Source organism: Enterococcus sp. 12F9_DIV0723 (genome assembly GCF_002174375.1).
In the GTDB taxonomy this organism is placed as follows: domain Bacteria; phylum Bacillota; class Bacilli; order Lactobacillales; family Enterococcaceae; genus Enterococcus_A; species Enterococcus_A gilvus.
The window spans coordinates 825,208-850,317 of sequence record NZ_NIBK01000001.1; the positions used below are offsets into that span (position 1 = coordinate 825,208).

The following is a 25,110-nucleotide window of genomic DNA, read 5'->3' on the forward strand; positions in this document are numbered from 1 at the left end:
GCTATGATTATGTCAGAGGATCGACACCAATTATAGGATCTTAGGAAAACGCACGAACCTATTGTTTGTTTCAATGAGCATAAGGATAGGGTGTAGAGAATAAAAATCAACTATAGTATCTATGGAAACAAGGATGTTATTACGAACTAGGAGGAAATCTCTGTGAAGCAAAAAGTTGCAGTTTTAGGACCGGGCTCTTGGGGAACCGCGCTAGCACAAGTGTTAGCTGAAAATGGCCACGAGGTAAAAATCTGGGGGAACCACGAAGCTCAAATTGACGAAATCAATACGTACCATACCAACCGTCATTATTTGCCGGATCTAAAAATTCCAGAAAGTATCAAAGGTGAAAAAAGTCTGAAGGAAGCCGTGAAGGATGCGGACGCGGTATTATTCGTAGTCCCTACAAAAGCGATTCGTTCGGTTGCACAGGAATTTGCTAAAGTATCTGAAAATAAACCAGTGATCGTCCATGCAAGTAAAGGATTGGAACAAGACACTCACAAGCGGATCTCAGAAGTGTTGATAGAAGAGATTCCAGAAGCGCATCGTCAAGGCGTCGTTGTTTTATCTGGGCCAAGCCATGCGGAGGAAGTCGCAGTTCATGATATTACGACGATTACTGCGGCAAGCGAAGAGGAACAGCTTGCTTCTTATGTACAAAAACTGTTTATGAACGACTATTTAAGGATTTATACAAATCCAGATGTGATCGGTGTAGAAACAGGAGCAGCTTTAAAAAATATCATCGCCTTAGGTGCAGGGGCTTTAGCGGGTCTTTCTTATGGGGACGACGCAAAAGCAGCAATCATGACCCGCGGATTAGCAGAAATCAGTCGTTTGGGTGTGGCAATGGGCGCGAACCCGCTAACATTCATCGGTCTGAGTGGTGTAGGGGACTTGATCGTAACCTGTACATCTGTGCATTCACGGAATTGGCGTGCCGGAAATCTCTTGGGCAAAGGGAAAAAATTAGATGAAGTATTAGACAACATGGGCATGATCGTCGAAGGCGTATCTACAACAAAAGCGGCGAAAGAATTGGCTGACAGCATGAACGTCAGCATGCCGATCACTGAAATGATCTATGATGTTTTATATAATGATAAAGACGTGCGTCAAGCTTGTCGTGATCTGATGACGAGAGAGGGCACGTTTGAAAATGAATTTACTTTATAAGAGAAAGAGTGGGAAAAAATATATGCGTGTAAAAAAAGCAGTCATTCCAGCAGCAGGTTTAGGAACAAGATTTTTACCAGCTACAAAAGCGATGGCAAAAGAAATGTTGCCTATCGTCGACAAGCCAACGATTCAATTTATCGTTGAGGAAGCATTGAAATCAGGTATCGAAGACATCTTGATCGTTACCGGAAAAGCCAAGCGGCCAATCGAAGATCATTTTGATTCAAATATTGAATTAGAAATGAATCTGCAAGAAAAAGGAAAAACGGATCTGTTGAAATTAGTGGAAGAAACAACAGATGTGAATCTGCACTTTATTCGCCAATCCCATCCTAAAGGATTAGGTCATGCAGTGTTACAAGCGCGTGCATTCGTTGGCAACGAACCGTTTGTAGTGATGCTAGGCGATGACTTGATGGAAGACACCGTGCCTTTGACAAAACAATTGATGAACGATTATGAACAAACACACGCGTCTACGATCGCTGTTATGCGCGTTCCTAAAAATGAAACGTCTAAATATGGGATCATTAACCCAGGGGAAGAAGTTTCTAAAGGCTTGTTCAATGTGAAAAATTTTGTTGAGAAGCCTAAACCAGAAGAAGCACCAAGCAACCTGGCGATCATTGGTCGTTACTTATTGACTCCAGAAATTTTCGATGTATTGGCTACACAAAAGCCAGGTGCAGGCAATGAGATCCAATTGACGGACGCGATCGATACATTAAATAAAACGCAAAGAGTGTTTGCACATGAATTCAACGGCAAACGTTTCGATGTTGGAGATAAATTTGGTTTCATGACAACGAGCATCGAATATGGCTTGAAGCATCCAGAAATCAAAGATAAATTGCACGATTACATCATTTCATTAGGAAAAGAATTAAGCGGACAAACAAAAACTAAAAAATAATCAATAAAGCGCAGAGTTAGCTCTGCGCTTTTAATATTGTTAGTTATTTTAAAATATCAAATCATTGGATTTTCGAATGTAAATTATCACTATAACGAATAGAAATTATTTGTTATTTTGTTATATAATATCTTTTGAAAATAACGAATACGAAAAGGAGAATGAATTGAAAACTTCCCGGTTAAATAGAGAAATCGTCATTGATTGTGCGATGGGCCTGGTCTGTGAATCTGGCATTGATGGATTGAGGTTGAATAAGATTGCGGATCGCTTGGAGGTTAAATCCCCCTCTTTGTACACCCATACAGGGAGCGTTACAGAATTACGTCAAGCAGTGGTCGAACGAGCGATGGAGGATTTCCGTGAGCTCTTAGTAGATTCACTGATGGGCAGATCGAATCTATGTGCCTTCGTCGAGCTTGGAAAAACTTGGGCTTGCTATGCGAAGGATCAAAATGCCTTTTATACTGTATTTTACGAAAAAGGGTACATAGACTCTTACAAGAAAAGCATTTCTGCTTTTTTAAGAGCCGCATTTAATCGAATCTTTTTTGAATGTGAACTTTCCGATCAGGAGGTCATCCAAGTTGAGCGTGTAATGACTAATTATTTTAGAGGACATGCTGAGGGCTTCGCCGACAACAGTATCAGTGAGAAAGACCTAGTTAGTGATCTTGAGATCATATACAACGGTGTTCTTAAAAACTTTATGAAGGTATCTCAATAGTTTTATTGAGGTGCTTTTTTTATTCCTTTGTGAATAAAGCTCTTTCTCTTTCATTAATTTCTCTGAGAATGGTATAATTTAAGTTATAATAATGAGTGAAAAATGAGAGGGGCGATTAAATGAGTTTAGGTGGCATTGCCGCAATTATTGCCGCATTAGCATTTGTTGTGTTGGTGATATTTTTAGTGCGTGTCTTAAGTCAGGTGTCAAAAACAGTAGAAAAAGTGGAGACGACTGTGACAGAGGCCAATACAACGATTGATGTTCTTACCAAAGATGTAGATGTACTCATGCAGCAAGTGGAAGGCTTATTAGTGAAAGGCAATCATTTGCTGAATGATATTAATGGAAAAGTAGAAACGATCGATCCATTGTTTACAGCGGTGGCAGATTTAAGTCAGAGTGTTTCAGATTTAAATACGAGCAGCCGCAATTTGGCAGGGAAAGTCAGCGGCGTTGGAAAAAACGCAGCGAAAGTCAGTGTTGCAGGAAAAGTGGGCACATCAACAATGAAATTCTTTAGAAATCGCAAAACTACAACGAAAGCGGAGGGATAAGAATGGCAAAAAACGGAAAATTTTTAACAGGTGCATTAATCGGAGGAACTGCTGCTGCAGTGGTGGCGTTACTATTGGCTCCAAAATCTGGAAAAGAACTACGTGATGACTTGACGAAAAAGACAGACGAGTGGTTGGACTTAGCATCTGATTACACCGACGAATTTGTTGCTAAAACGAATGAAATGGGTTCGATCGTAAAAGATCGTGCTTCTGATTTAAGCGATCAAGCAAGCGATCTTGCGTCAAATGTCAAAGGTAAAGTGAGTGAGTCTAAAGAAGACATGGACGACATCACCTCTGACACACTCGAGGATCTGAAACGTCAAAGCACAGACTTATCTGATCGTTTCCGCAAGGCTGCCGGTGAGGCAAAAGATGTTGCTGAGGATGCTTCAGAGGATATTGTCATTACTGTGAAAGAAACGGAAGCAGAGGCAAAGGATACAGTATCTGAAGGCGCCGCAGCTTTGGCTGAAAAGAGCAAAGAGCTGAATGAAGAAACACCTGATTTTTCTGAAGTAAAAGAAGAATTAAAAGAAGAAGTCGAAAAAAACAATCCTGAATAACAAAAACAGGTCATAGAAGTACCTATAAAAAAATGGACCCCAAAAGAAAGAGTAGCCTCTAACTTTTGGGGTCCGTTTTGTTTTTATAAAACGATTAATTCTTTTGATGTTTTAGTGAATGGAACACAGCCATCTTTTGTCACGTAGACACAATCTTCGATACGGACACCTACATCATTTGGCAGGTAAATACCTGGTTCAATGGAGAAGCACATGCCTTCTTTAACAACTAAATCATTTCCACCAACGATCTGTGGGAACTCATGGATCGTTGTACCGATTCCGTGTCCTAAGCGATGATTGAAATAATCACCATAGCCGTGTGCTTCGATCACGTCACGAGCAATTTTGTCTAGATCGCCGCAAGTGATACCAGGCTTTACAGCTTCCTGCGCTTTTAATTGCGCTTCTAGCACGATATCGTAAATATCTTTTTGGTGATCGGTCGGTTTCCCGCAGGCTACGGTTCGTGTAGCATCGCTGCAATAGCCGTTGACGATCGTACCTAGATCGAATAAGACCAATTCATTTTCCTTGCAGGTGTTTTTTCCCGGAGTTCCGTGGGGACTCGCCGCATTTGGTCCTGCCAGTACTTCCGTCGGGAAGGACATTTCTTTGATCCCTTTTTTCTTCAGCTCGTACTCGATCTCAGCCACGATTTCTTCTTCTGTGATACCAGGCCGCACGTGTCTAAAGCCAATTTCAAATGCTAGATCGGCCGTTGATCCTGCTTCAATCAAGTGTTGGCATTCCTCTTCGGTTTTATATAATTGCAATTCTTGGACTAACGGAGTCATATCCGCTGAAAAATCAGCAGCAGGAAAAGCATCGCTTAATCGTTGGTAGCGATCTAAAACCAATTGATTTTTTTCTAAAGCCATTTTCTTAGGAGATCCGTAACGTTTTTTGATTTCCTCAACAATCAAAGAAAAAGGATCTTGGCTATCCAAATAACCGACAACGTCATACTCAAAACTACTTGCTTTGGCATCTTCGACTTCTAAGCCGGGAGCAAAAAGAAAAGGGTCCTTTTCGATCGGAATGAACAACGCCAGCACACGTTCCATTGGGTTGCTTTCAAAGCCAGAGAAGTATCCGATATGGCTTGCATCAGAAACATAGGCTAAATCCACACCATTTTTTTCCATCCATTTTCGCAGTTCTAAAACTTTTTCTTGGTTCATTCATACATCCTTCTTTCCTTTAACGTTATATTGATTGTAACACTAATAAAATTTATTGAAAAATGATTCTGTTGAAACGCTTACAACGAATTAAGGAAAAATGTGTAAAACGGTTGCAATCGGTGAAACAACGTGCTATTATCTTTTAGAAATGTAAATGATATTTTCTGAAAACATTATTAAAGGAGCATATCCATGGAAAAGCAAACAATTACGATTTATGATGTTGCCCGTGAAGCCAACGTTTCAATGGCGACCGTCTCACGTGTGGTCAACGGCAACCCAAACGTGAAACCAACAACACGTAAAAAAGTGTTAGAAGTTATCGAACGTCTAGATTATCGTCCAAATGCAGTTGCACGAGGACTAGCAAGTAAAAAAACAACGACTGTTGGTGTAATCATTCCTGATGTCAGCAATATGTTTTTTGCCTCATTGGCCCGCGGGATCGACGACATCGCGACAATGTACAAATATAATATTATTTTAGCCAACTCTGACGGCGAAGCACAAAAAGAAGTCAACGTATTGAACAACCTGTTGGCTAAACAAGTGGACGGCGTGATCTTTATGGGTCATCGTATCACTGATGAAATCCGTGCGGAATTTTCTCGTTCAAAAACACCGATTGTTTTAGCTGGTTCTATTGATCCAGATGAACAAGTTGGCAGTGTAAACATCGATTATAGAGCAGCAACAAAAGAATCGATCGACTTGTTAGCAAAACACGGCAACAAAAAAATTGCTTTCATCAGCGGTGCTTTGATCGATGCGATCAATGGACAAGCGCGTATGGGCGGTTACAAAGAATCATTGACTGAAAATGGTTTGGACTATAATGAAGGCTTGATTTTTGAAGCAAAATATAACTTTAAAGAAGGCTTGGCATTGACTGACCGTATCTTGAATAGCGGAGCGACAGCAGCCTACATTACCGATGACGAATTGGCGATTGGCCTGTTAGACGGTTTGATCGATAAAGGGGTGAAAGTGCCTGAAGACTTCGAGATCATCACAAGCAATGATTCATTGCTTACAGAAGTTTCTCGTCCACGTCTAAGCAGCGTGACACAACCCTTGTATGATATCGGTGCGGTAGCAATGCGTCTATTAACAAAAATGATGAACAAAGAAGAAATCGAACAAAAAACGATCGAATTGCCACACGGCATTTTCGAAAAAGGCTCAACAAAAGAATAATTTTAAAAAGGGCTGCACCTGTGTTAGGGTGCGGCCCTTTTTTTGTTTAGATGGGTTTAAATAGAAAACCTTACATGGTCGATGGGTGTCGGCGTGCAAAATCAAAAAAGCGAAATTTGTCGACTTGATGGCGACTCTCGGTATATTGAAATTGACGAGCGTCACTAGTGAAGACCCGACTTTTTACGGAAACGATATTGATGTCATGCTGATTCAAATCAAGCAGCTCGCGGTCCTCTCCAGTCAAAGCATCAATCGTGATTTCTTTTTCTGCAAAGGAGATATTGAGACCTAATTGATTCTCGAAATAACGATAGATCGAATCCTTCGCGATTTCAGTATCCAGTTCAGGAACGATCGTTGTCAGCAGAATATCCTTATCGAGGATCACTTTTTTTTGATCAATGGCTCGAGTGCGGATCAGCTCCCAGCAGATAGATCCTACTTCAAACCCGGTTATACGAGCAATTTTTTGGTCGATCTCAATTTTTTTTAGGCTGACAACCTCAGTGTTGCTTTCATAGCCGTAAGAATTTTGCAATTCTTTGTAGCTGGTCAAACCAGATACAGGGAATCGTAATTGCTCTCGCTTTAAGACGAGGGAGCCCTTGCCTTGAATTTTTTGAATGTAGCCATTCGCCATTAAAAGCGACAGCGCTTTGCGAATCGTATCCCGAGAAACATGGTAGGTCTGACGTAGTTTGTTTTCACTGGGTAAGTAAGAACCCGCTTCATATACTTCCTTTAAAATTCCCCGTTCGATCGCTTGGTAGATCACTTCATAATTTTTCATGTATATCCTCCTCTCGAAACGTACATAGCTTCTCAGTTAGACACACGATGCGTGCCTAGTGAGAATAATGCCAAATTTCAAACTTGTCCGTATAGGCATAATCATTATACAAAGAATAAAAACGAAAGTAAAACGCTTTCGGATCATCATTAAATATTAAAATGAGAAAATTCTTATTTTAACTAAAACTTGTCGGGTGATTGCCCAACCTGTCGGTAAGCGTCATACCGATAGTTGGTAAATAAAATTTGTTATTTGAGTTTATTATTAAGATTCTCTAATAAATAGTTTTTGACATAAAATGTAAGCGATTTACAAAAATGTTAAAACCTTATATAGTAAAGATAGCAATCGAACTTATCCATACAAGTTAAATTATTCGGAGGGAAAAAACATGGGGAAATATGAAAAGGATACGAAGGAGCTTCTCGAGGCAATTGGCGGCAAGAAAAATATTTCTGCTGTGACACATTGTGCCACACGGATGCGTTTTGTATTAAACGATCCAAAAAAAGCAGATGAAGCACGTATCGAAGACATTTCTAGCGTAAAAGGAATGTTCACCAATGCAGGCCAGTTCCAAGTCATTATTGGAAACGATGTCGCCGTTTTTTACAATGAATTTGTCAAAGCATCTGGAATTGAAGGCGTTTCAAAAGAAGCCGCAAAATCCGCAGCGAAGCAAAATCAAAACCCCGTCCAACGGGCCATTACTGTTTTAGCAGAAATTTTTACCCCTTTATTACCAGCAATTATTGTCGGCGGTTTGATTTTAGGATTTCGAAATATTTTGGAAGCTGTTCCGATGGGGTGGCTCAATGGACAAACAATCGCTGAAGCTTCTACTTTTTGGAACGGCGTCAACGGCTTCTTATGGTTACCAGGTGAAGCGATCTTCCACTTCTTACCAGTTGGTATTACCTGGAGTATCGCTCGCAAGATGGGCGCCACGGAGATTCTTGGGATTGTCCTAGGGATCACGTTAGTATCCCCGCAATTGTTGAATGCCTATGCAGTAAATGGAACAACTGCTGCTGAGATTGCAAAGAATTGGACTTGGGATTTTGGTTTCTTTACCGTTGATAAAATCGGGTACCAAGCGCAAGTTATTCCGGCGATGCTGGCAGGATTCCTGCTTGTTTATTTGGAACGGTTCTTCCGTAAGCATATTCCAGAAGCGGTTTCTATGATTTTTGTGCCATTCTTCTCATTGATTCCAACGATCCTAGCCGCACATATTATTTTAGGACCAATTGGCTGGAAAATCGGAACAGGGATATCTGCGGTAGTTAATGCAGGATTGACGTCAAGTTTCAGCTGGTTATTCGGCGGAATATTCGGAGCGCTCTATTCGCCTCTGGTTATCACCGGTCTGCACCATACAACCTTAGCGATCGACTCGCAATTGATCGCGGACTTTGGTTCAACGAATTTATGGCCAATGATCTGTTTATCAAATATTGCTCAAGGGGCTTCGGTTTTAGCAATCGTATTTGCTCATCGCGGCAATAAGAAGGAAGAACAAGTATCTATTCCATCCGTGATCTCTGCCTGGTTAGGGGTAACGGAACCAGCCATGTTCGGGATCAACCTGAAATACACATATCCATTCATCGCAGCGATGATCGGCAGCGGTATCGCAGGACTGTTCGTGACATTATTCAAAGTACGGGCATTATCAATCGGTGTCGGTGGACTGCCGGGAATTTTAGCCATTCGTCCGCAAGACTATTTGATCTTCGGGATCGGGATGTTGATCGCGATCGCCGTACCGTTCATTTTGACTTTGACTTTCCGACGCATTGGTTTGTTCAATAAAATTGATCGTATCGAAGAGGAAAATGTTCCTACATTAGGGAGTGAGTCGCCTAAAAAAACTGGCGCTGTAGTTGAATTATTTGCGCCGATCGCGGGTATGCTGCATCCCTTGAGCAGTGCGAAAGATCCTGTTTTTGCAGAAGGGATGATGGGACAAGGCGTGGTCATCGACCCTAGCGAAGGGAAATTGTATGCGCCCTTCGACGGACAAATCAGTCTGCTTTTTCCAACGAAGCACGCAATTGGCTTAGTGAGTGATGAGGGAACAGAAGTATTGATCCATATTGGGATCGACACCGTTCAGTTAGACGGCCAATATTTTACAAGCCATGTCAGCCAAGGCGACAGTGTGAAGCAAGGCCAGCTCTTGATGGAATTTGATATGGAAGCTATCAAAGCGGCAGGCTATGAAGTACAGACACCGATTATTGTGACCAATTCAACGGATTATCAAGTAGATCCGCTGTTAGAAGATGCGAAAGTCACAAATGATGAAAAAATCTTGATCGCAACACAATTGTAGAAATCGGAGGATGAGATGAGTTTTAAAGAAAAAGTAATCTATCAAATTTACCCTAAATCGTTCTTAGATACGAATCATGATGGCGTGGGGGATCTACTAGGAATCAAGCAAAAAATTCCTTATTTAAAACGCTTGGGAGTGGATATGATTTGGATAAGTCCAATCTACCCAAGCCCGCAAAATGATAATGGCTATGATGTGGCAAATTATACAGCGATCAATCCAATGTTCGGAACCATGTCTGATTTTGAGAATTTGATGAAGACAGCAAAGGAACATGGGATTGAAGTCATGCTGGACATGGTTTTCAATCATGTCTCAACAGACCATGAATGGTTCCAAAAAGCGTTAGCAGGTGAAAAAAAATACCAAGATTACTTTATTTTACGAGAAGAACCAACCGACTGGGTCTCAAAATTTGGAGGAAATGCCTGGGCACCTTTTGGAGAAACAGGGAAATATTACTTGCATCTTTTTGATAAGACACAGGCGGACTTGAATTGGCGCAATCCCGAAGTGAGAGAAGAACTGTATGAGGTCCTGCGTTTTTGGATGGACAAGGGAGTCAAGGGCTTCCGCTTTGATGTTATCAATTTGATCGGTAAAGATGAGGTGTTGAAAGATTGTTCCGAAAATGACGGAAAACCCGCGTATACGGATCGGCCAATCAACCACGATTACATTCATGGAATGAATCAAGAGACGTTTGGCAATGACGACGAAATAATCACAGTAGGTGAAATGAGTTTTACAACGGTCGGTGAGTGTATTTTATACACGAAGCCCGAACGGAAAGAATTAAACATGACCTTCAATTTCCATCATTTGAAGGTGGACTATCAAGATGGAAAAAAATGGACACAAATGCCTTTTGATTTTGCGAAGCTGAAAGAATTGTTTCATACTTGGGGAACGCAAATGAGTGAGGAGAATGGATGGAATGCTCTTTTTTGGAATAATCACGATCAGCCGCGCGCACTAAATCGATTTATTGATGTGGATAACTACCGCGTAGCCGGAGCGAAAATGCTGGCGGGTGCGATTCATCTGAACCGAGGCACACCCTATATTTATATGGGAGAAGAGATCGGAATGCTGGACCCGGACTTCGATACGATGGAACAATACGTCGATATAGAAAGTCTAAATGCGTACCAAGAATTACTCGTTGAGGGAAAGACAAAGCAAGAAGCCTTTGAGATCGTCAAAAGAAAATCCCGTGACAATTCCCGGACGCCGATACAGTGGGACAGCGGTGAGTACAGTGGATTTTCTAAAGGGACTCCCTGGATAGGACTAGGAAAATCAGCAAATGAAATCAATGTGGCAAAGGAGTTGCAAGAAGGCTCTATCTTTAGCTACTATCAACAGCTGATCAAACTTAGAAAAGAGTATCCTGTGATCGCCGAAGGAAGCTATGAAGCCTTTCTGCCGGATCATCCGCAGCTTTATGGGTACATCCGCCGATTAGACGGTCATTCCTTGCTCGTGGTGAATAACTTTTTCCCGCAGGAAACAACGATCGATGTGCCTGAGGAATTTGCTGCTGGGCAGGTGCTGATTGATAATTACAGCACAGAAGTGGTTGGTAAAGAGCTGACCTTAAAACCGTATCAGTCACTAGCGATTTATCGTTAAGAAAGACGCGTGAGCATTTTGCTCACGCGTCTATTTTGTTAAATCGATTCGTTTATTTATTAAATAGATCAGTACACCGCCTAATCCCATAGAGAGCAGTTCCCCTAAACCAATGATCAGCCAATTAAAGAAAAATGGTGCTTGATACAGCACAGTCAATTGACCCGCAATGGTGAACATGGAAAAAGAAAAAAGCAATGCGGTAACGATCATTTTTTTCTTAAGACTTGCGATATTTCTAGTAATTCCTCGACAAATGAGCAAAACGATCAAGGTAGAAATACTGCCAAATAAAACATCGACAATTCCAAGCGGAGAAGCCAAGTTGGCGATCGCGACCCCTAGAGTCACTGCAAGGGTGTACCGCTTATTGAAAAGCGGCAAATAGTTGAACATTTCCGCCAATCGAAATTGGATCGCGCCAAAGCTGATGACAGATAAAACGACAGTTACTGCAACGTACAGTCCTGTTACAACGGCCATTTTTGCCGTATCGGTGGTCGTCCAGCGTTGCGCTGAACTTTTCTCAAGATGCATCGTATCATTCTCCTTTACGAGACTAGGCCTCGTTGATAACTGCGACCAAAGGATTGAAGTGCCGCAGTGCGGTTTTCTCGCTAAACTTCATGATAAAGGATTCCAAAAAAAATGCAAGCTATTTTAACAGCCACCCGCCATCGATCGGCAAAATGGTCCCCTGCATATAGCGGGCGTGATCACTTGCTAAAAACAATGTCGCATACGCAACTTCATCAGGAGTCGCCCAGCGTTTAACGGGCGTTTCTTCAGCGACCCACTTAGCCATGTGGCCGTCGCCAACAAAGTCCGCTTGATTCATCGGAGTCTGGATCGCTCCCGGTGCCAGAGCATTGACATGAAGACCCTCCGCAGCATAATCCAATGCCAATTGTTTCGTGAAGCCAACGATGGCATGCTTGCTGGTCGTATAAGCGATGCCGCCTCCACCAGCGACAAGGCCAGCGATGGAAGCCATATTGATCACCGTCCCCTGGTTTTCAAGGAGCTCAGGCAACACCAATTTAGTGAGGGTATAGGTTCCTTTTATATTGGTATTTAAAATTCGATCCCACAAATCTTCCTCCGTCTCTGCTAAAGGCAAGTAGGCGTCCAAAACACCTGCAGTATTCAGTAAAATAGCGATTGTTCCGAAAACCTCATGGCAGGTTTGAATGGCTCGCTGCAAATCGGCTTTAGTACGAACATCCCCAAGACAAAAAGAAAACTGTTCAGGGAATTTTTTTTGTAATTCAAGAAGGGGTTTTTCTTGCAGGTCAAAGGCAAAAACATGGGCACCCGCAGTTAAAAATGCGTGGGCTTGAGCCGCCCCGATACCAGAAGCAGCGCCTGTGACAAAGACGGTTTTATCAGAAAAATCAAAAGTCATCATTCGACGATTTTCCAATCATCTGCCAAAATATCGCAAACCGTTGGTGCAAAGCTGGAGAATCCTTCGTCGGCTGTTTTGATCAAAAAATAAGGAGTGACGGGGGAGCCATCAAATTGCTCGCCTTCTACCAATGTTACATAGAGTTCAAAGCCGCCCCAGCCATCACGAATGATTTTAGCGCCTTTTTTTAATTCAGGTAAAATTGCTTCAAAAGTCATTTTATTCTTCCTCCGTTCAAAATAAAGTTGCTGTTGGTAGAATACCAAAAAGCCAGAAGCGCTACAAGTAGATAAAGCAGGGTGGGTTCTATTTATACGCGCAGAACACAAAAAACCTCTCTACTTAAAAAAGTAAAGAGGAGATAAAATCTAGTCGTCTGTTTTTGCGTCGTCGTCTTTGTTTTTAGTACTGGTTTTGTTTCGAGAATTCCAATAAGTTTTGTAATCATCGTCATTTCCACCGATACCAAACTCATAAGTATTGTCGGCTGGACCATCTTTAGCCCATAGTGAGGTGGTCTCACCACCTGGTACTTGATACGTTGTTCCGTTATGACTGACCTTGCCAGGTTTCAAGCCAGTAAACTCAGAGACTTTGGTCTGTTTCACATCGCCAGAGAGTTCGAATTTCTCGTTTTCCCCGAAGACGCTTGGATTTACCTGATAGATTCGTCCTGCGAGATAGGCCATATAGGTCGCCGTGCGATTTCCCGCACCGTCCACCATCGGCTTGTTGTCGTCTCGCCCAGTCCAAGTACCTAAGGTGATCGTAGGAGTGGAAACGACCAGCCAGTTGTCGGCATAATTATCCGTTGTTCCTGTTTTCCCTACCCAATCGGCCGTACTTAGGGGATAATTTACACCGCTTAAGATCGATTTAAATGGCGTCGTGTGCTGTTCATTGATCACACTGCGCATTAAATCATTCATGATTGAGGCCGTTGCTTTGGAGTAGACTTGAACAGGATTTTCTTTGTGTTTGTAAATTTCTTTCCCGGTACTGTCTGTGATCGAGTCGATCAGGTATCCTTGTTGATACACCCCGTCATTTGCTAATGTTTGGAACCCATTCACTTCAGTCAGGGTCGAAACTTCTGTCGTTCCTAATGGCGCAGACTCCACGCCCCAGTTGTTTGAAGTAGGGTAGTTCATCTTCTTCAGATAGTTGTCATAAGCAAATTGATCGGAGCCTTTATTAGTCAGCATGTCTTGATAAACATGATAGGCTGTGATATTTGTAGATTGGACCAATGCTTCCCGTGTCGTTTGGAAGGTTTTAGATCCTTTGTTCTCAGCATTTTTCAATTCTTTTCCGGCATTCTCACCATGCTGATACTTCATTGGATAGTCAGCGATCCGCGATTGACTGCCTAATAGACCTTGATCAATAGCAGGTCCATAGACCAACATCGGTTTGATGGACGAGCCTGCTTGCCGAACGGTATCGAAGGCATGATTGTTTTGGTTTGTATTGTAATCACGACTGCCGACGAACCCGTAGATTCGACCGGTTTTGTTGTTCATCATAACTGTTCCCGGTTCAATCGTTGCACCAGAACCATCGTCAAGATATTGTCCATATTCAGCAACGCCTAATTGCATCGCGTCATAGATGTTCTTGTCGATCGTTGATTTTACGATTAATCCTTGATTTTGCATTTTGACTTTGGCTTGTTCAACGTAACGATTACGAACTTCTTCTTTGCCGTAATCCGCATCACTGATCCCGTCTTCTTTGGCCTGCTGCTTAGCAACAATCGTGATTGCTTCATTATAAACGGTGTAGTATAAGAAGCCGTGCTGCTGAACTTCCATGTCTTGTCGAGCTTGGAAATCTTTGGACAGATCATAGTTTTTTGCATCGTCATATTCTTTTTTAGAAATCATTTGTTCGCGGTACATATTGAAAAGTACGTCATTTTTCCGAGCCATCCCTAAAGAAAAATCTTGTTTCAAATCCCCCGTGTTGGTGTAGGGACTGTATACAATCGGACTTTGCGGCAATCCAGCAATAAAGGCAGATTGCGGCAGGTTTAGATCCTTTGCATGCTTTCCGAAGATCCCGATGGCTGCTTCTTCTACACCAGCGATGTTTTGTCCTTTGTTGTTTCTACCGAAAGGAGAGACGTTCAGGTAGGCTGTTAGTATCTCGTCTTTGCTCAGATATTTCTCTAAGTCCAATGCTAAGACGATCTCGTTGGCTTTCCGTTTGAAGGACGTCTCGTTGGTCAAAACTTGCTGTTTGATCAATTGTTGAGTAAGCGTCGACCCGCCGGAACCAGCTCCAAAGCCGACCACTTCACCAAGCAGCGCACGTACGACAGCCTTTGGAACGACCCCGTGGTGTTTATAGAAGTTTTCATCCTCCGTAGCGACCAATGCTTTTTTTACCCATTCAGAGATTTCATCTGAATTAATCTTTTCACGAATGGGGTCCGCTTGAATCGTCGCCAGTTCCCGATCGTCAGAATAAAGTAGTTTAGATGATTCTGCGATATCGCCAACCTTTTGCTTCATTTCTGATTTTGTCGGTGTTGGCGTACCTTCAACAAGGTGTGCAAAATACCCAGCTCCAATACCAACTACAAGCATACCGCCTAAGAAAAGCACAACGATCAATCCGAGCAGGAGAGACTTGATTACTCGAAGCGAAACATTCAAGGCAAAAGGTCCGCCCAAAGTAGCGTTTGCTCTGCTGTTGCTCTTTTTCGGTTGCTTCTTTATTTTTTTCTTGTGAGCCAAAAAGTCCACCTCATTAGATTCTATTCATTTTAATTATCTGTTGAATTATAGCAAAGTTTTACTTCCATTAACAAGCGGATGCAATGTTTGTAATCAAAACTTCAACTAATTGTTAAGTAAAACAAAACAAACATTATTATATTGTTCGGCTTTTGCCATTCGCTCCACCTTTTCGAGAGACAAAACTTCGAAGAAATCTGGTGAATAGCTTTTATTTCCACGTCTTTTCAGTTAATATGGGAAAGTATAAATCATTATAGGAATGATATGCGTAATGTGCATCTGTTTCACTTTTTTTAGTGAAAACAGCAATAATAATTAGGAGGACAAAACATGCATTCAGACTTTTTTCAAGAACTAAAAGCCCGTGGCTTAATTTTTCAAGTAACCGATGAAGCAGCCCTAGAAAAACAATTAAACGAAGAGTCTGTTAAACTATATATCGGCTTTGACCCTACTGCGGACAGCCTGCATATTGGTCATTTACTACCGATCTTGACGTTGCGTCGTTTCCAACAAAACGGCCATGTGCCGATCGCGTTGGTTGGTGGTGGTACAGGAATGATCGGGGACCCTTCATTTAAAGATGCAGAGCGTCAATTGAACACGCTGGATACTGTTCAAAACTGGTCGCAAAGCATTAAAAACCAACTTTCAGGAATCATTGATTTCGAAAATAAAGAAAACCCAGCGATCGTAGCGAACAACTATGAGTGGTTGGGCGAATTAAAATTGATCGACTTCCTACGTGATGTTGGTAAAAACTTCACGATTAATTACATGATGAGTAAGGAAAGCGTGAAGCGCCGTATCGAGTCTGGGATTTCATACACGGAGTTTGCGTACCAATTACTGCAAGCCTATGACTTTTATGAGTTAAACAAACGCTATGGCTGTTTGTTACAATTGGGCGGCAGCGACCAATGGGGAAATATCACATCAGGGATCGAATTGATTCGTCGTGAAGAGGGCAAACAAGCCTTTGGATTAACGATGCCATTGATTACAAAGGCGGATGGAACAAAATTCGGAAAAACTGAAGGCAATGCCGTTTGGTTGGACCCAGAAAAGACTTCTCCTTATGAGTTTTACCAATTCTGGATCAATACCGATGATCGCGATGCTGTTAAATTCTTGAAGTACTTCACTTTCTTGAGTTTAGAAGCCATTGAAGCCATCGAAAAGGAATTCACAGCGGCTCCTGAACAACGCGCAGCTCAAAAAGCGTTAGCGAAAGAGGTAACGGTCTTAGTTCATGGTGAAGAGGCCTATGACCAAGCCGTGCATATTTCGGAAGCACTGTTCAGCGGTGATGTGAAGAACTTGAATGCGGAAGAAATTAAACAAGGATTCAAAAATGTTCCGAGCTATGAAGTTCAGTCAGAAGATGAGTTGAATCTAGTTGAAATACTGCTCACTGCTGGGATCGAGAAATCGAAACGTCAAGCACGAGAAGATATAACTAATGGGGCGATCTACATCAATGGTGATCGTGTCCAGGATGTGTCTTACACATTAAGCGATGAAGATAAATTGGCAGATGCGTTTGTTGTCGTTCGTCGTGGCAAGAAAAAATATTTTGTTTTACAATTTTAATTATACTCGTGGAAGGGATTGTACCAATTTTTGGAGCAATCCTCTTTCTATGTAGTGATAGGGAAGCGTTTTAGAGCGGCTAATACGGATTAGGAGTGAGTATTTGAGAGCAGTTTTATTAAACTCATGGGGTTTATTTGGTATTATTTTAATAGGGTATTTAACGAAACGATTGAGCTTGTTTGTGAAGGCTGACGGCTCGATGATCTCAAAAATCGTTGTGAATGTGACATTGCCGGCAGCGATCATTGTTAATTTACGCGCTCTTGACGTAGAAAATCAATTGCTATTGCTGATCTTAGCAGGAATCTTATTGAATATTGTAATGATCGTGATCGGACATTTCTTTTCAAAAAAACAGGAGCAGGTCGAACGAGAATTCTTGATGTACAGTGTTTCTGGGTACAATATTGGGAATTTTGCCATTCCATTTGTTCAAAGCTTTATGCCGCAGGCGATCCCAATTTTATCCTTTTTTGATATTGGGAACAGTGTCATGCTGGCAGGAGGATCAACAGTCGTGATCGAAGGAATCAGCGGCAGCAATGAAAAGCGGCCAAGTGTGAAAAATGTGATGGGCCGTTTAGGGCGATCAGTACCGTTTCTTTGCTACTTGATCATGTTGTGCTTACGTATTTTTGAAATTGATCTACCTGCAGCCGTTTTCCAAGTCGTCGAACCGATTGCGAACGCGAATACATTTTTATCAATGTTTATGATCGGCTTGTTTCTAGAGCTGCGCTTACCGAAGAAAGAGTTATCCTTAGTTTGGCGCGTCTTAATAATAAAGTATGCAGGTGGGATCTTATTAGCGGCTTTGTTCATGTTCCTGCCGCTGCCGACAATCATTAAAGCTGTGTTGTGTCTTGTTTCTGTGGGACCGATCACGACATTTGGCGTGATCAACAGTGTGACCGCGGGAATGCGTGCAGAAGTGGTAGGGTTCACCTCCTCACTCAGCTTTTTGATCAGTTTACCGTTGATGACAAGTTTATTGTTGGTTCTATAAAAATAAAAAATCTGGAGGTTTTTATGTTATTAGGTTCTCATGTAAGTATGAAGGGAAAAGAAATGTTACTAGGGGCGGCGCAAGAAGCGGCAAGCTATGATGCCTCGACGTTTATGATTTATAGTGGTGCACCGCAAAATACACGCCGCAAACCAGTAGAAGAGATGAATATCCCAGCGGGGGAAGCATTCATGAAGGAACATGGATTATCGAATATCGTTATGCATGCACCCTACATCATCAATTTAGGAAATACCAAAAAACCAGAAATGTTTCCATTTGCCGTTCAATTTCTAAGAGAGGAGATCATGCGTGCAGAAGCCTTAGGGGCGATGCAGATCACGCTGCATCCAGGAGCTCATGTAGGAGCTGGGGAAAAAGCTGGGTTAGATCAAATCATCAAAGGATTGAATGAAGTGCTGACCAAAGATCAACGCGCGCAAATCGCACTGGAAACAATGGCTGGCAAGGGAACAGAATTAGGGAAGACGTTTGAAGAGCTGGCATATATTATTGATGGGGTTACATTGAACGAGAAACTTTCTGTTACCTTTGATACCTGTCACACGAACGATGCCGGCTATAATGTCAAGGAAGATTTTGATGGTGTATTAGAAGAATTTGATCGTGTGATCGGTTTGGATCGCTTGAAAGTGATCCACGTGAATGATTCAAAAAATCCGATGGGTTCCCATAAAGATCGTCATGCAAACATCGGTTTTGGAACGATTGGGTTTGATGCGTTGAATAGTATCGTCCACCATGAAAAATTGACAGATTTGGCTAAAATTCTAGAAACGCCTTATGTTGGGGAAGATAAAAAGAACCAAAAACCACCTTATGGCTTTGAAATCGCGATGTTGAAATCACAGAAATTTGATCCAGATTTGTTGGATAAAATTCAAGCACAATAAGAAAAAGGGTATGCTCATTAATCGAGCACATCCCTTTTTGCTATTCTCTGATTTGTCCATCACCATAGATGATGTATTTACTTGAAGTCAACTGCTCTAGGCCCATCGGTCCGCGAGCATGAAGCTTTTGAGTCGATATACCGATCTCAGCACCAAAGCCGAACTTAAACCCATCTGTAAATCGTGTAGACGCATTGATATAGACAGCGGCCGCATCGACTTCTTTTAGAAATTTTTGTCCATTAGAATAACTATCTGTCACGATAGCCTCTGAATGCTTTGAGTTGTAGTGATTGATATGTTCGATGGCTTCATCAATAGAAGCGACGATTTTTATCGCCAAAATATAATCCAAAAATTCTGTAGACCAATCGGATTCCGACGCCAAGTCTGCCTGTTTTAAATATTTCAGCGAATGCGCGTCTCCTCGTAAGGCAACAAGTGGCGTCAGCTCTTTTTCGATCAACGGTAAAAAGTCGGCTGCTACCTTTTCATGGACCACCAGTGTTTCAATCGCATTGCAGACAGAAGGGCGTTGCGCCTTTGCATTTTTGACAATTTCAAGAGCCATTTCTAGTTGCGCAGCCGAATCAACGTACACATGGTTATTGCCAGTCCCGGTCTCAATGACGGGAACTGTCGCACTAGTTTTAACGCGTTGTATCAGACCTGAGCCGCCTCGCGGAATCAAGACATCTAGATAGTCATTCAGATGCATCATCTCAGCGGCAACCTCGTGAGAAGTATCGTTGACAAATTGGATCATTGCCGAGTCCAATTGATGATCGCGCAGTGTCTGTTGCATAAGGGCAACGAGTGCTTGATTTGAAAAGAAAGCTTCTTTGCCGCCACGCAAAATGACTGCATTACCGGATTTGAAACACAAGCTGGCTGCATCAGTCGTGACGTTAGGTCGTGACTCAAAGATGATCCCAATGACTCCTAAAGGGACACGTTGCTGCCCGATCATTAATTGGTCCTCTGTGCGCCACATTTTTTCTACCACACCAATGGGATCAGGTAATTGAGCGACTTGACGAATGCCTTCAGCCATTTCGTTGATTCGTTCTGGCGTCAAGCGCAGACGATCGATCATAGGATCAGGAATCCCATGGTCTTTCGCCCGATCCAAATCCTGTTGGTTTGCGGATAGAAGAGCAGCGCTCTGCTCTTCTAAATCTTGCGCCATCTGTATCAAAACATCATTTTTTTGCAGGCTTTCTAATTGACTCAATTGCTGAGCCGCTCGCTTGGCCTGCTTTCCTAACGTATTCATTAAATTATCCATGCAATCTAAGCCTCCTTAAATAATGTTCCGACGTCTACACCTGCTAAGATATCAAAAATTATTCGTGGAGGTTTGCCATTGGCCAAAACCATCGCGCTGTTAGAGTCTAGGACTCTTTGAGCGGCTCTCAATTTACTAGCCATGCCACCTGTGCCAAAGCGACTGCCTTCACCGCCCGCTTGTTCCATCAACGTTTGATTGATCGTTGAAATGGTCGAGTATAGGACGGCTTGCTTGTTTTTTGAAGGATTATCAGAATAAAAGCCGTCAATGTCGCTTAACATGATCAAGACATCCGCGTCCATCAATTGCGCGACGATCGCTGACAATTCATCATTGTCCCCAAATTTTCTTGTGTGGTCCATTTCGTCGACCGCGACGGTATCGTTTTCGTTGATAATAGGAACGATTCCCATTGAAAGCAATTGCTCCAATGTGTTGATTACATTTTTGCGACTCTCAGGAAAGTCTACGACGTCACGTGTCAGTAAAACTTGCGCAGTCTGCTGACTATAAACTAAGAAGCGCTGATTGTAGATGTGCATCAGCTCAGATTGCCCGACCGCCGCAACCGCTTGTTGTATTGGAATGTCTTGCGGACGTTCTGGAATACTGAGTTTGTCCATCCCAACACCGATGGCGCCGGATGAAACTAATATTATTTCTTTCCCTTGATTACAAAGGTCAGTGAGTACAAATGCTAATTGATCAATACCAGAAAAATTGATCTTGCCGTTTGGATGGATCAAGGAACTCGTCCCGATCTTCACCACGATCCGATTCACGGATCTTAAAAAGTCTCTCATGTTTCCACCTCTTCACTTAGCCACCAGCGAGGAAGATATTGTTTTGGATTTTATCATATTCTAATTAATATTTCATCAATTGTTTACGAATTCTCGGTTTTTTTTATTTATCTGGGACTTAAGAAATCTAACACGCTTTATTTTTTTATCATTTAAAAAAATTGGATTCTTTATAAAACAAGCGCTAAGATTGAAATAAAATTCCATTTAGGCATTTGAAGTTCATTAAAACGGCTTTTCTTTTGTGAGCTCTTCTAGTAAAATGTATGAGAATGTGTCAGGAAAGGAGCGGTGAAAATGGTATCAACTGGAATCGTAGTATTGATCGCAGTAATCGCTGCACTATTAGGTGCTGTCGGCGGTTTCTTCTTAGCTCGTAAATATATGCAAGACTATTTCAAAAAGAATCCTCCAATCAATGAGGATATGTTGCGCCAAATGATGATGTCGATGGGTCAAAAGCCTTCAGAGAAAAAGATTCGTCAAATGATGCAGCAAATGAAAAACCAACAGTAATTTTGAAAGGACAATCGTCGTTTGATGATTGCCCTTCTTTTTTGATTACCACTGAAAAGAATCGCCAAAACAAATCTGCTGGAGCAAAGTCGCGTCAATCTTTTATAGGCATGGCTGATGAAGAAAAGCATGTAATTACTAAAAGTAAGCAGATTTGTCGACAGAACATATTCTGGGTTGTAAAGTAAAGGCGAACGGGAGGAATGTCTGAATGTATGATGTAATTATTATCGGCGCGGGTCCAGCAGGGATGACCGCAGCCTTATATGCTTCACGATCGAACTTAAAAGTTCTTTTAATTGAACGTGGTGCGCCAGGCGGACAAATGAACAATACCGCTGAAGTAGAAAATTACCCGGGATTTGAATCGATCATGGGTCCAGAACTTGCGATGAAGATGTATGACGGTGTCTCGAAATTCGGGACTGAAAATGCCTATGGAATTGTCCAAGATATCAAAGATCACGGGGATTACAAAGAAGTCATTACGGAAGAACAAAGCTACGAAGCAAAAACGATCATTATTGCGACAGGCTGTGTCCATCGGAAATTGGGTGTGCCTGGAGAAGAATCTTTTGCTGGCCGCGGTGTATCTTATTGTGCGGTTTGTGATGGTGCCTTTTTCCGCAACAAACGTTTGATCGTTGTTGGCGGTGGCGATTCAGCAGTTGAAGAGGCGATCTACTTAACTCGCTTTGCCTCTGAGGTCGTTATTGTTCACCGTCGGGATGAATTGCGAGCACAAAAAATTATTCAAGACCGTGCGTTTGCAAATGAAAAAATCTCATTTATTTGGGACAGCGTTGTAGAAGAAATCGTCGGAAACGAGATGGTGGTGACAGGTGCGCAAATCCGTAACGTTAAAACGGAGGAAGTTCATCTGGAACCAGCGGATGGTGCCTTCATTTATGTAGGATTGGAACCATTGACAGAACCGTTTAAAACTAGCGGGATCACCAATGCTGCTGGATGGATCGAAACAGATCCAGAAATGAAGACGAAAATCCCTGGTGTTTTCGCTATCGGCGATGCACGTGAAAAGGATCTGCGTCAAATCACGACGGCTGTTGGTGAAGGCGGGATCGCAGGCCAACAAGTCTATAAATACATTGAAGCACAAGATTAACATATGAGTATAGTCGACTAAACAGTCGGCTGTGATCAGAAAAAGGAAAGAGTATCTAATCATTGATTAGATGCTTTTTTTTGGCTAAATAACCATCAAAAGGGAAATCATGCTACAATTGTCCAAAACTATTACGCGCTTTCAGCGAGAAATTAAAAAATAATTGTTAGAACGGCGGGAGGAAAGCCTGTGTCAACGATAAAATTACGTGCATACCAGCAACGAGTAATGGATCAATTGACTCATTATTTGGATAATGACAGTATCCACATCGTTGCGCCACCGGGATCAGGAAAAACAATTTTAGGAATGGCGCTTGTAGAGAAGATTCAAAGAAAAACGTTGATTCTCGTCCCTTCATTACTATTAAAAAAACAATGGATCGAAGTGATTCAGAAGGATTTTCCACAATGGGAGTTCTCAGAAGACCTATTTTCTTCAAAAAGAATCACCGTTACCACTTATCAAGATGTATATAGTAAAAGAAAGGAACTTCAAGATTATTTTTCCAAACAGGAAATCGGCTTTCTAGTGATGGATGAATCGCATCATTTAAAGAAAAGCTGGTCTGATCTGCTTGTGAATTTGAAAGAAGAAGCTGAGGGGTTGCAGACACTGGCCCTGACAGCGACACCGCCGTTCGATGCAAATCAAAAGGAATGGCGTACGTACATTCGACTGACCGGAGCCATTGATGAAGAGATATCTGTTTCTGAATTGATCAATGAAGAAGTTCTTGCTCCTTATCAGGATTATGTTTATTTAGCTCCTGTTACAAAGGGATTGCAGGCGCAATATGATGAATTCTTAGAGAAACAAAATCAAATCGTGGAGGTTCTTTGCAGCCAGCAAGAAGTGACGGATTTTTTATTGATTCAGGAGTTTATCCAACACCCCCTCACCCAAACAGAATTTATCTATGAAAATTTTGAGAGTTACTTGAGCTGTTTATTCTATTTAAATGAGCAAAATTATCAATTCAGTGAGGATCATTGGCGGGTATTAGGAACTAAGCGAAACAAGTTTACGATCCCTCAGCAGACAAGAAAAAGTCTCGTTGATTTGTACCAGTATCTATATCAGGCAGCACCAGAATTAAAGGTGTTTCAATACCTCGCGAAAAGAGGTTGGTTGTATGATGAAAAACTCCAGCTTTTCCCTGATTTTGAAAAAAAGAATCATTCAACTATCGTGTTAATGAAGGAAGCGATCGAACATATCGTGGTGAAGGAAGAAAGCTATTTGGGAACCGAACTTCGGTGTGTCCTCCTCTTTGATTACATAAAGCAAGAAGTTTTAGCTGGGAAAGAGGCTTATTTAGAATATGGGGTTGCCCCGGCCTTCTTATCGCTAAAAGGACTGATTCGCCCGGAAACCTCTTTGGCAGCGGTCTGCGGTGAGTTTCTCATTATCAATGAGAAACTTTACCAAGCCTATTTTTCAGCGTATAGCGAATATCAAAGAGAAAAGACGCTTGGTGACTATAGGTATCTAGCGATGACGGATAAAAATCGCAGTGACTTATTGGCGCTGGCTACGCAACTGCTGAACACAGGGGAGATCCATCTTTTGATTGGGACCGTAAGCTTACTAGGTGAAGGGTGGAATTGTCCGGCTGTCAATACGATCATCATGGGAAATGCGGCCGGTTCGTATGTGCAAACGCAACAGATTCGCGGCCGAGGATTGCGGCGATTTGGAGAGGAGAAATTCACTAATATTTGGCATATCGGAGCTATTTATCCCAATAGTCCCTTTACAGAACAGCCACATTTTTCATCTGTTTTGAAGCGTTTGACCTATATTGAAGGCTTAAGTTCGATGGAAGATTTATCTATGATCACCACAGGGATTGAACGGTTCGAATTGCCCGATGTACCAGATAGCCAGGCGATCACTGGTTACACACAAAACAATCTTTACCGAGCAAAAGAACGGGAGAAGCAGTTCTTGCTTTGGAAGACCGCCTTGAAGCAAGGGTCTCGATTGGCAATGCCATTGTTTGTTCGAAGTCAGCCGAAAGAAGTGGATAGACAGAGTGAAACACTCTCGTTGAACGTCAAGAGAACCGAAACTTTAACTCTGTTCCAAGCCTTTTTTAGAGGGAATCTGCCATCCTATTTTAAAGAAAGAAAAAGAAGGAGAAGCTGGGAAAACTCTTGTCAGATGCGGGAGAAGGTGATTCGAGCGCTTTATCGATTGCTCTTCGATGAAGGGATACTTTCTGAGAAAACACCTCTGATCGTTGATTGGAATGAAGCATCATTTTCCTGCGAAATCGTCGCAAGTTATCATCAAGAGAAATTATTCAATGTATTGGCTGATGAACTGCTGGGGGAGATCGACACGCCGCGCTATCTTCTAAAAATAAAAAAAGAATACTTCGGAATACCAAGCCGCTACAGTAAAAATAAAAAGGCAGCATACACCTTTTTGTCAGCCGTAAAAAAACAGGGGCTATCCGCGGAGATCTTTTATACAAAAAATATTTCTGGACGGAAGCAGTTGATCCGTGCACGATTGAATACGCTGCAAGCTTCTGATACCTTAGCCATTATCGAACGGAAAATTTGGCGGTGATAATTTAAGAATCTTTCTTATA

General features: G+C 42.0%; 22 protein-coding genes. 14 read left to right on the top strand and 8 right to left on the bottom strand.

All coding sequences use genetic code 11. From position 1 onward, the window contains the following. The first annotated feature begins 162 nt into the window (after positions 1–162). The 5 genes from A5868_RS04060 (at position 163) to A5868_RS04080 (ending at position 3,948) form a co-directional block, all read left to right on the top strand. Positions 163–1,179: an NAD(P)H-dependent glycerol-3-phosphate dehydrogenase gene (locus A5868_RS04060; protein ID WP_086305522.1), complete on the top strand. Its 1,017-nt coding sequence runs from the start codon at positions 163–165 to the stop codon at positions 1,177–1,179. A 22-nt stretch (positions 1,180–1,201) separates the two neighbouring features. Beyond that, on the top strand, positions 1,202–2,095 hold the full coding sequence (galU, locus tag A5868_RS04065) for a UTP--glucose-1-phosphate uridylyltransferase GalU (RefSeq protein WP_044926408.1): 894 nt from the start codon (positions 1,202–1,204) through the stop codon (positions 2,093–2,095). Between the two features lie 166 nt (positions 2,096–2,261). Then, entirely contained in the window at positions 2,262–2,822 is a 561-nt protein-coding gene (locus A5868_RS04070) for a TetR/AcrR family transcriptional regulator (protein WP_010781542.1), read from the top strand. A 119-nt stretch (positions 2,823–2,941) separates the two neighbouring features. Continuing rightward, a complete protein-coding gene (locus tag A5868_RS04075; protein WP_010781541.1) occupies positions 2,942–3,379 on the top strand; it encodes a DUF948 domain-containing protein in 438 nt (145 codons plus the stop codon). A 2-nt stretch (positions 3,380–3,381) separates the two neighbouring features. Beyond that, entirely contained in the window at positions 3,382–3,948 is a 567-nt protein-coding gene (locus A5868_RS04080) for a YtxH domain-containing protein (RefSeq protein WP_086305523.1), read from the top strand. A gap of 83 nt (positions 3,949–4,031) precedes the next feature. On the opposite strand, the gene A5868_RS04085 is transcribed toward A5868_RS04080, so the two are convergent. After that, positions 4,032–5,132 (bottom strand): M24 family metallopeptidase, encoded by a 1,101-nt coding sequence (locus A5868_RS04085; RefSeq protein ID WP_086305524.1) that lies wholly within the window; start codon positions 5,130–5,132, stop codon positions 4,032–4,034. 195 nt (positions 5,133–5,327) lie between these two features. On the opposite strand from A5868_RS04085, the gene ccpA reads away from it, so the two are divergent. After that, positions 5,328–6,332, top strand: a complete 1,005-nt coding sequence (ccpA, locus tag A5868_RS04090; protein ID WP_010781538.1) for a catabolite control protein A — start codon at positions 5,328–5,330, stop codon at positions 6,330–6,332. A gap of 70 nt (positions 6,333–6,402) precedes the next feature. Here the strand turns inward: ccpA and treR are convergent, their stop codons facing one another. Then, positions 6,403–7,125 carry a trehalose operon repressor gene (gene treR, locus A5868_RS04095; protein WP_010781537.1) on the bottom strand — a complete coding sequence of 241 codons (723 nt, stop codon included), beginning with the start codon at positions 7,123–7,125 and terminating at the stop codon, positions 6,403–6,405. Between the two features lie 394 nt (positions 7,126–7,519). On the opposite strand from treR, the gene treP reads away from it, so the two are divergent. Further along, on the top strand, positions 7,520–9,466 hold the full coding sequence (gene treP / locus A5868_RS04100; protein WP_086305525.1) for a PTS system trehalose-specific EIIBC component: 1,947 nt from the start codon (positions 7,520–7,522) through the stop codon (positions 9,464–9,466). Positions 9,467–9,481: 15 nt separating this feature from the next. Beyond that, entirely contained in the window at positions 9,482–11,104 is a 1,623-nt protein-coding gene (gene treC, locus A5868_RS04105; RefSeq protein ID WP_086305526.1) for an alpha,alpha-phosphotrehalase, read from the top strand. Between the two features lie 30 nt (positions 11,105–11,134). On the opposite strand, the gene A5868_RS04110 is transcribed toward treC, so the two are convergent. The 4 genes from A5868_RS04110 to A5868_RS04125 form a co-directional block, all read right to left on the bottom strand. Beyond that, positions 11,135–11,641 (bottom strand): QueT transporter family protein, encoded by a 507-nt coding sequence (locus tag A5868_RS04110; protein WP_010781534.1) that lies wholly within the window; start codon positions 11,639–11,641, stop codon positions 11,135–11,137. 118 nt (positions 11,642–11,759) lie between these two features. Continuing rightward, on the bottom strand, positions 11,760–12,512 hold the full coding sequence (locus A5868_RS04115) for a 3-oxoacyl-ACP reductase (protein WP_086305527.1): 753 nt from the start codon (positions 12,510–12,512) through the stop codon (positions 11,760–11,762). After that, a complete protein-coding gene (locus A5868_RS04120) occupies positions 12,509–12,730 on the bottom strand; it encodes a DUF2829 domain-containing protein (protein WP_010781532.1) in 222 nt (73 codons plus the stop codon). The genes A5868_RS04115 and A5868_RS04120 overlap by 4 nt, the downstream gene beginning before the upstream one ends. 150 nt (positions 12,731–12,880) lie before the next feature. Then, positions 12,881–15,253: a transglycosylase domain-containing protein gene (locus tag A5868_RS04125; RefSeq protein WP_086305528.1), complete on the bottom strand. Its 2,373-nt coding sequence runs from the start codon at positions 15,251–15,253 to the stop codon at positions 12,881–12,883. Positions 15,254–15,586: 333 nt separating this feature from the next. Between A5868_RS04125 and tyrS the strand changes: the two genes are divergently transcribed. From tyrS to A5868_RS04140, 3 genes are all read left to right on the top strand, one after another. Beyond that, on the top strand, positions 15,587–16,849 hold the full coding sequence (gene tyrS, locus A5868_RS04130) for a tyrosine--tRNA ligase (RefSeq protein WP_010781530.1): 1,263 nt from the start codon (positions 15,587–15,589) through the stop codon (positions 16,847–16,849). 103 nt (positions 16,850–16,952) lie between these two features. Beyond that, positions 16,953–17,858 (top strand): AEC family transporter, encoded by a 906-nt coding sequence (locus A5868_RS04135; protein ID WP_086305529.1) that lies wholly within the window; start codon positions 16,953–16,955, stop codon positions 17,856–17,858. A 23-nt stretch (positions 17,859–17,881) separates the two neighbouring features. After that, positions 17,882–18,772 carry a deoxyribonuclease IV gene (locus A5868_RS04140; protein WP_086305530.1) on the top strand — a complete coding sequence of 297 codons (891 nt, stop codon included), beginning with the start codon at positions 17,882–17,884 and terminating at the stop codon, positions 18,770–18,772. Between the two features lie 40 nt (positions 18,773–18,812). Here the strand turns inward: A5868_RS04140 and A5868_RS04145 are convergent, their stop codons facing one another. After that, positions 18,813–20,060 carry a glutamate-5-semialdehyde dehydrogenase gene (locus tag A5868_RS04145; RefSeq protein ID WP_086305531.1) on the bottom strand — a complete coding sequence of 416 codons (1,248 nt, stop codon included), beginning with the start codon at positions 20,058–20,060 and terminating at the stop codon, positions 18,813–18,815. 5 nt (positions 20,061–20,065) lie between these two features. Continuing rightward, positions 20,066–20,866: a glutamate 5-kinase gene (proB, locus tag A5868_RS04150; protein WP_086305532.1), complete on the bottom strand. Its 801-nt coding sequence runs from the start codon at positions 20,864–20,866 to the stop codon at positions 20,066–20,068. 297 nt (positions 20,867–21,163) lie between these two features. On the opposite strand from proB, the gene A5868_RS04155 reads away from it, so the two are divergent. The 3 genes from A5868_RS04155 (at position 21,164) to A5868_RS04165 (ending at position 25,088) form a co-directional block, all read left to right on the top strand. Next, a complete protein-coding gene (locus A5868_RS04155; protein ID WP_010781525.1) occupies positions 21,164–21,382 on the top strand; it encodes a YneF family protein in 219 nt (72 codons plus the stop codon). Between the two features lie 211 nt (positions 21,383–21,593). Beyond that, positions 21,594–22,508 (top strand): thioredoxin-disulfide reductase, encoded by a 915-nt coding sequence (gene trxB, locus A5868_RS04160; protein WP_086305533.1) that lies wholly within the window; start codon positions 21,594–21,596, stop codon positions 22,506–22,508. A 189-nt stretch (positions 22,509–22,697) separates the two neighbouring features. Continuing rightward, a complete protein-coding gene (locus A5868_RS04165) occupies positions 22,698–25,088 on the top strand; it encodes a DEAD/DEAH box helicase family protein (protein ID WP_086305534.1) in 2,391 nt (796 codons plus the stop codon). Positions 25,089–25,110 lie beyond the last annotated feature (22 nt).

Coding starts and splice junctions, on each gene's coding strand:
- tyrS (WP_010781530.1), top strand. CDS start 15,587: ATGCATTCAGACTTTTTTCAAGAACTAAAAGCCCGTGGCTTAATTTTT.
- A5868_RS04155 (WP_010781525.1), top strand. CDS start 21,164: ATGGTATCAACTGGAATCGTAGTATTGATCGCAGTAATCGCTGCACTA.
- A5868_RS04115 (WP_086305527.1), bottom strand. CDS start 12,512: ATGATGACTTTTGATTTTTCTGATAAAACCGTCTTTGTCACAGGCGCT.
- A5868_RS04075 (WP_010781541.1), top strand. CDS start 2,942: ATGAGTTTAGGTGGCATTGCCGCAATTATTGCCGCATTAGCATTTGTT.
- galU (WP_044926408.1), top strand. CDS start 1,202: ATGCGTGTAAAAAAAGCAGTCATTCCAGCAGCAGGTTTAGGAACAAGA.
- A5868_RS04120 (WP_010781532.1), bottom strand. CDS start 12,730: ATGACTTTTGAAGCAATTTTACCTGAATTAAAAAAAGGCGCTAAAATC.
- A5868_RS04085 (WP_086305524.1), bottom strand. CDS start 5,132: ATGAACCAAGAAAAAGTTTTAGAACTGCGAAAATGGATGGAAAAAAAT.
- A5868_RS04145 (WP_086305531.1), bottom strand. CDS start 20,060: ATGGATAATTTAATGAATACGTTAGGAAAGCAGGCCAAGCGAGCGGCT.
- A5868_RS04080 (WP_086305523.1), top strand. CDS start 3,382: ATGGCAAAAAACGGAAAATTTTTAACAGGTGCATTAATCGGAGGAACT.
- trxB (WP_086305533.1), top strand. CDS start 21,594: ATGTATGATGTAATTATTATCGGCGCGGGTCCAGCAGGGATGACCGCA.
- treP (WP_086305525.1), top strand. CDS start 7,520: ATGGGGAAATATGAAAAGGATACGAAGGAGCTTCTCGAGGCAATTGGC.
- proB (WP_086305532.1), bottom strand. CDS start 20,866: ATGAGAGACTTTTTAAGATCCGTGAATCGGATCGTGGTGAAGATCGGG.
- A5868_RS04140 (WP_086305530.1), top strand. CDS start 17,882: ATGTTATTAGGTTCTCATGTAAGTATGAAGGGAAAAGAAATGTTACTA.
- A5868_RS04110 (WP_010781534.1), bottom strand. CDS start 11,641: ATGCATCTTGAGAAAAGTTCAGCGCAACGCTGGACGACCACCGATACG.
- treR (WP_010781537.1), bottom strand. CDS start 7,125: ATGAAAAATTATGAAGTGATCTACCAAGCGATCGAACGGGGAATTTTA.
- treC (WP_086305526.1), top strand. CDS start 9,482: ATGAGTTTTAAAGAAAAAGTAATCTATCAAATTTACCCTAAATCGTTC.
- ccpA (WP_010781538.1), top strand. CDS start 5,328: ATGGAAAAGCAAACAATTACGATTTATGATGTTGCCCGTGAAGCCAAC.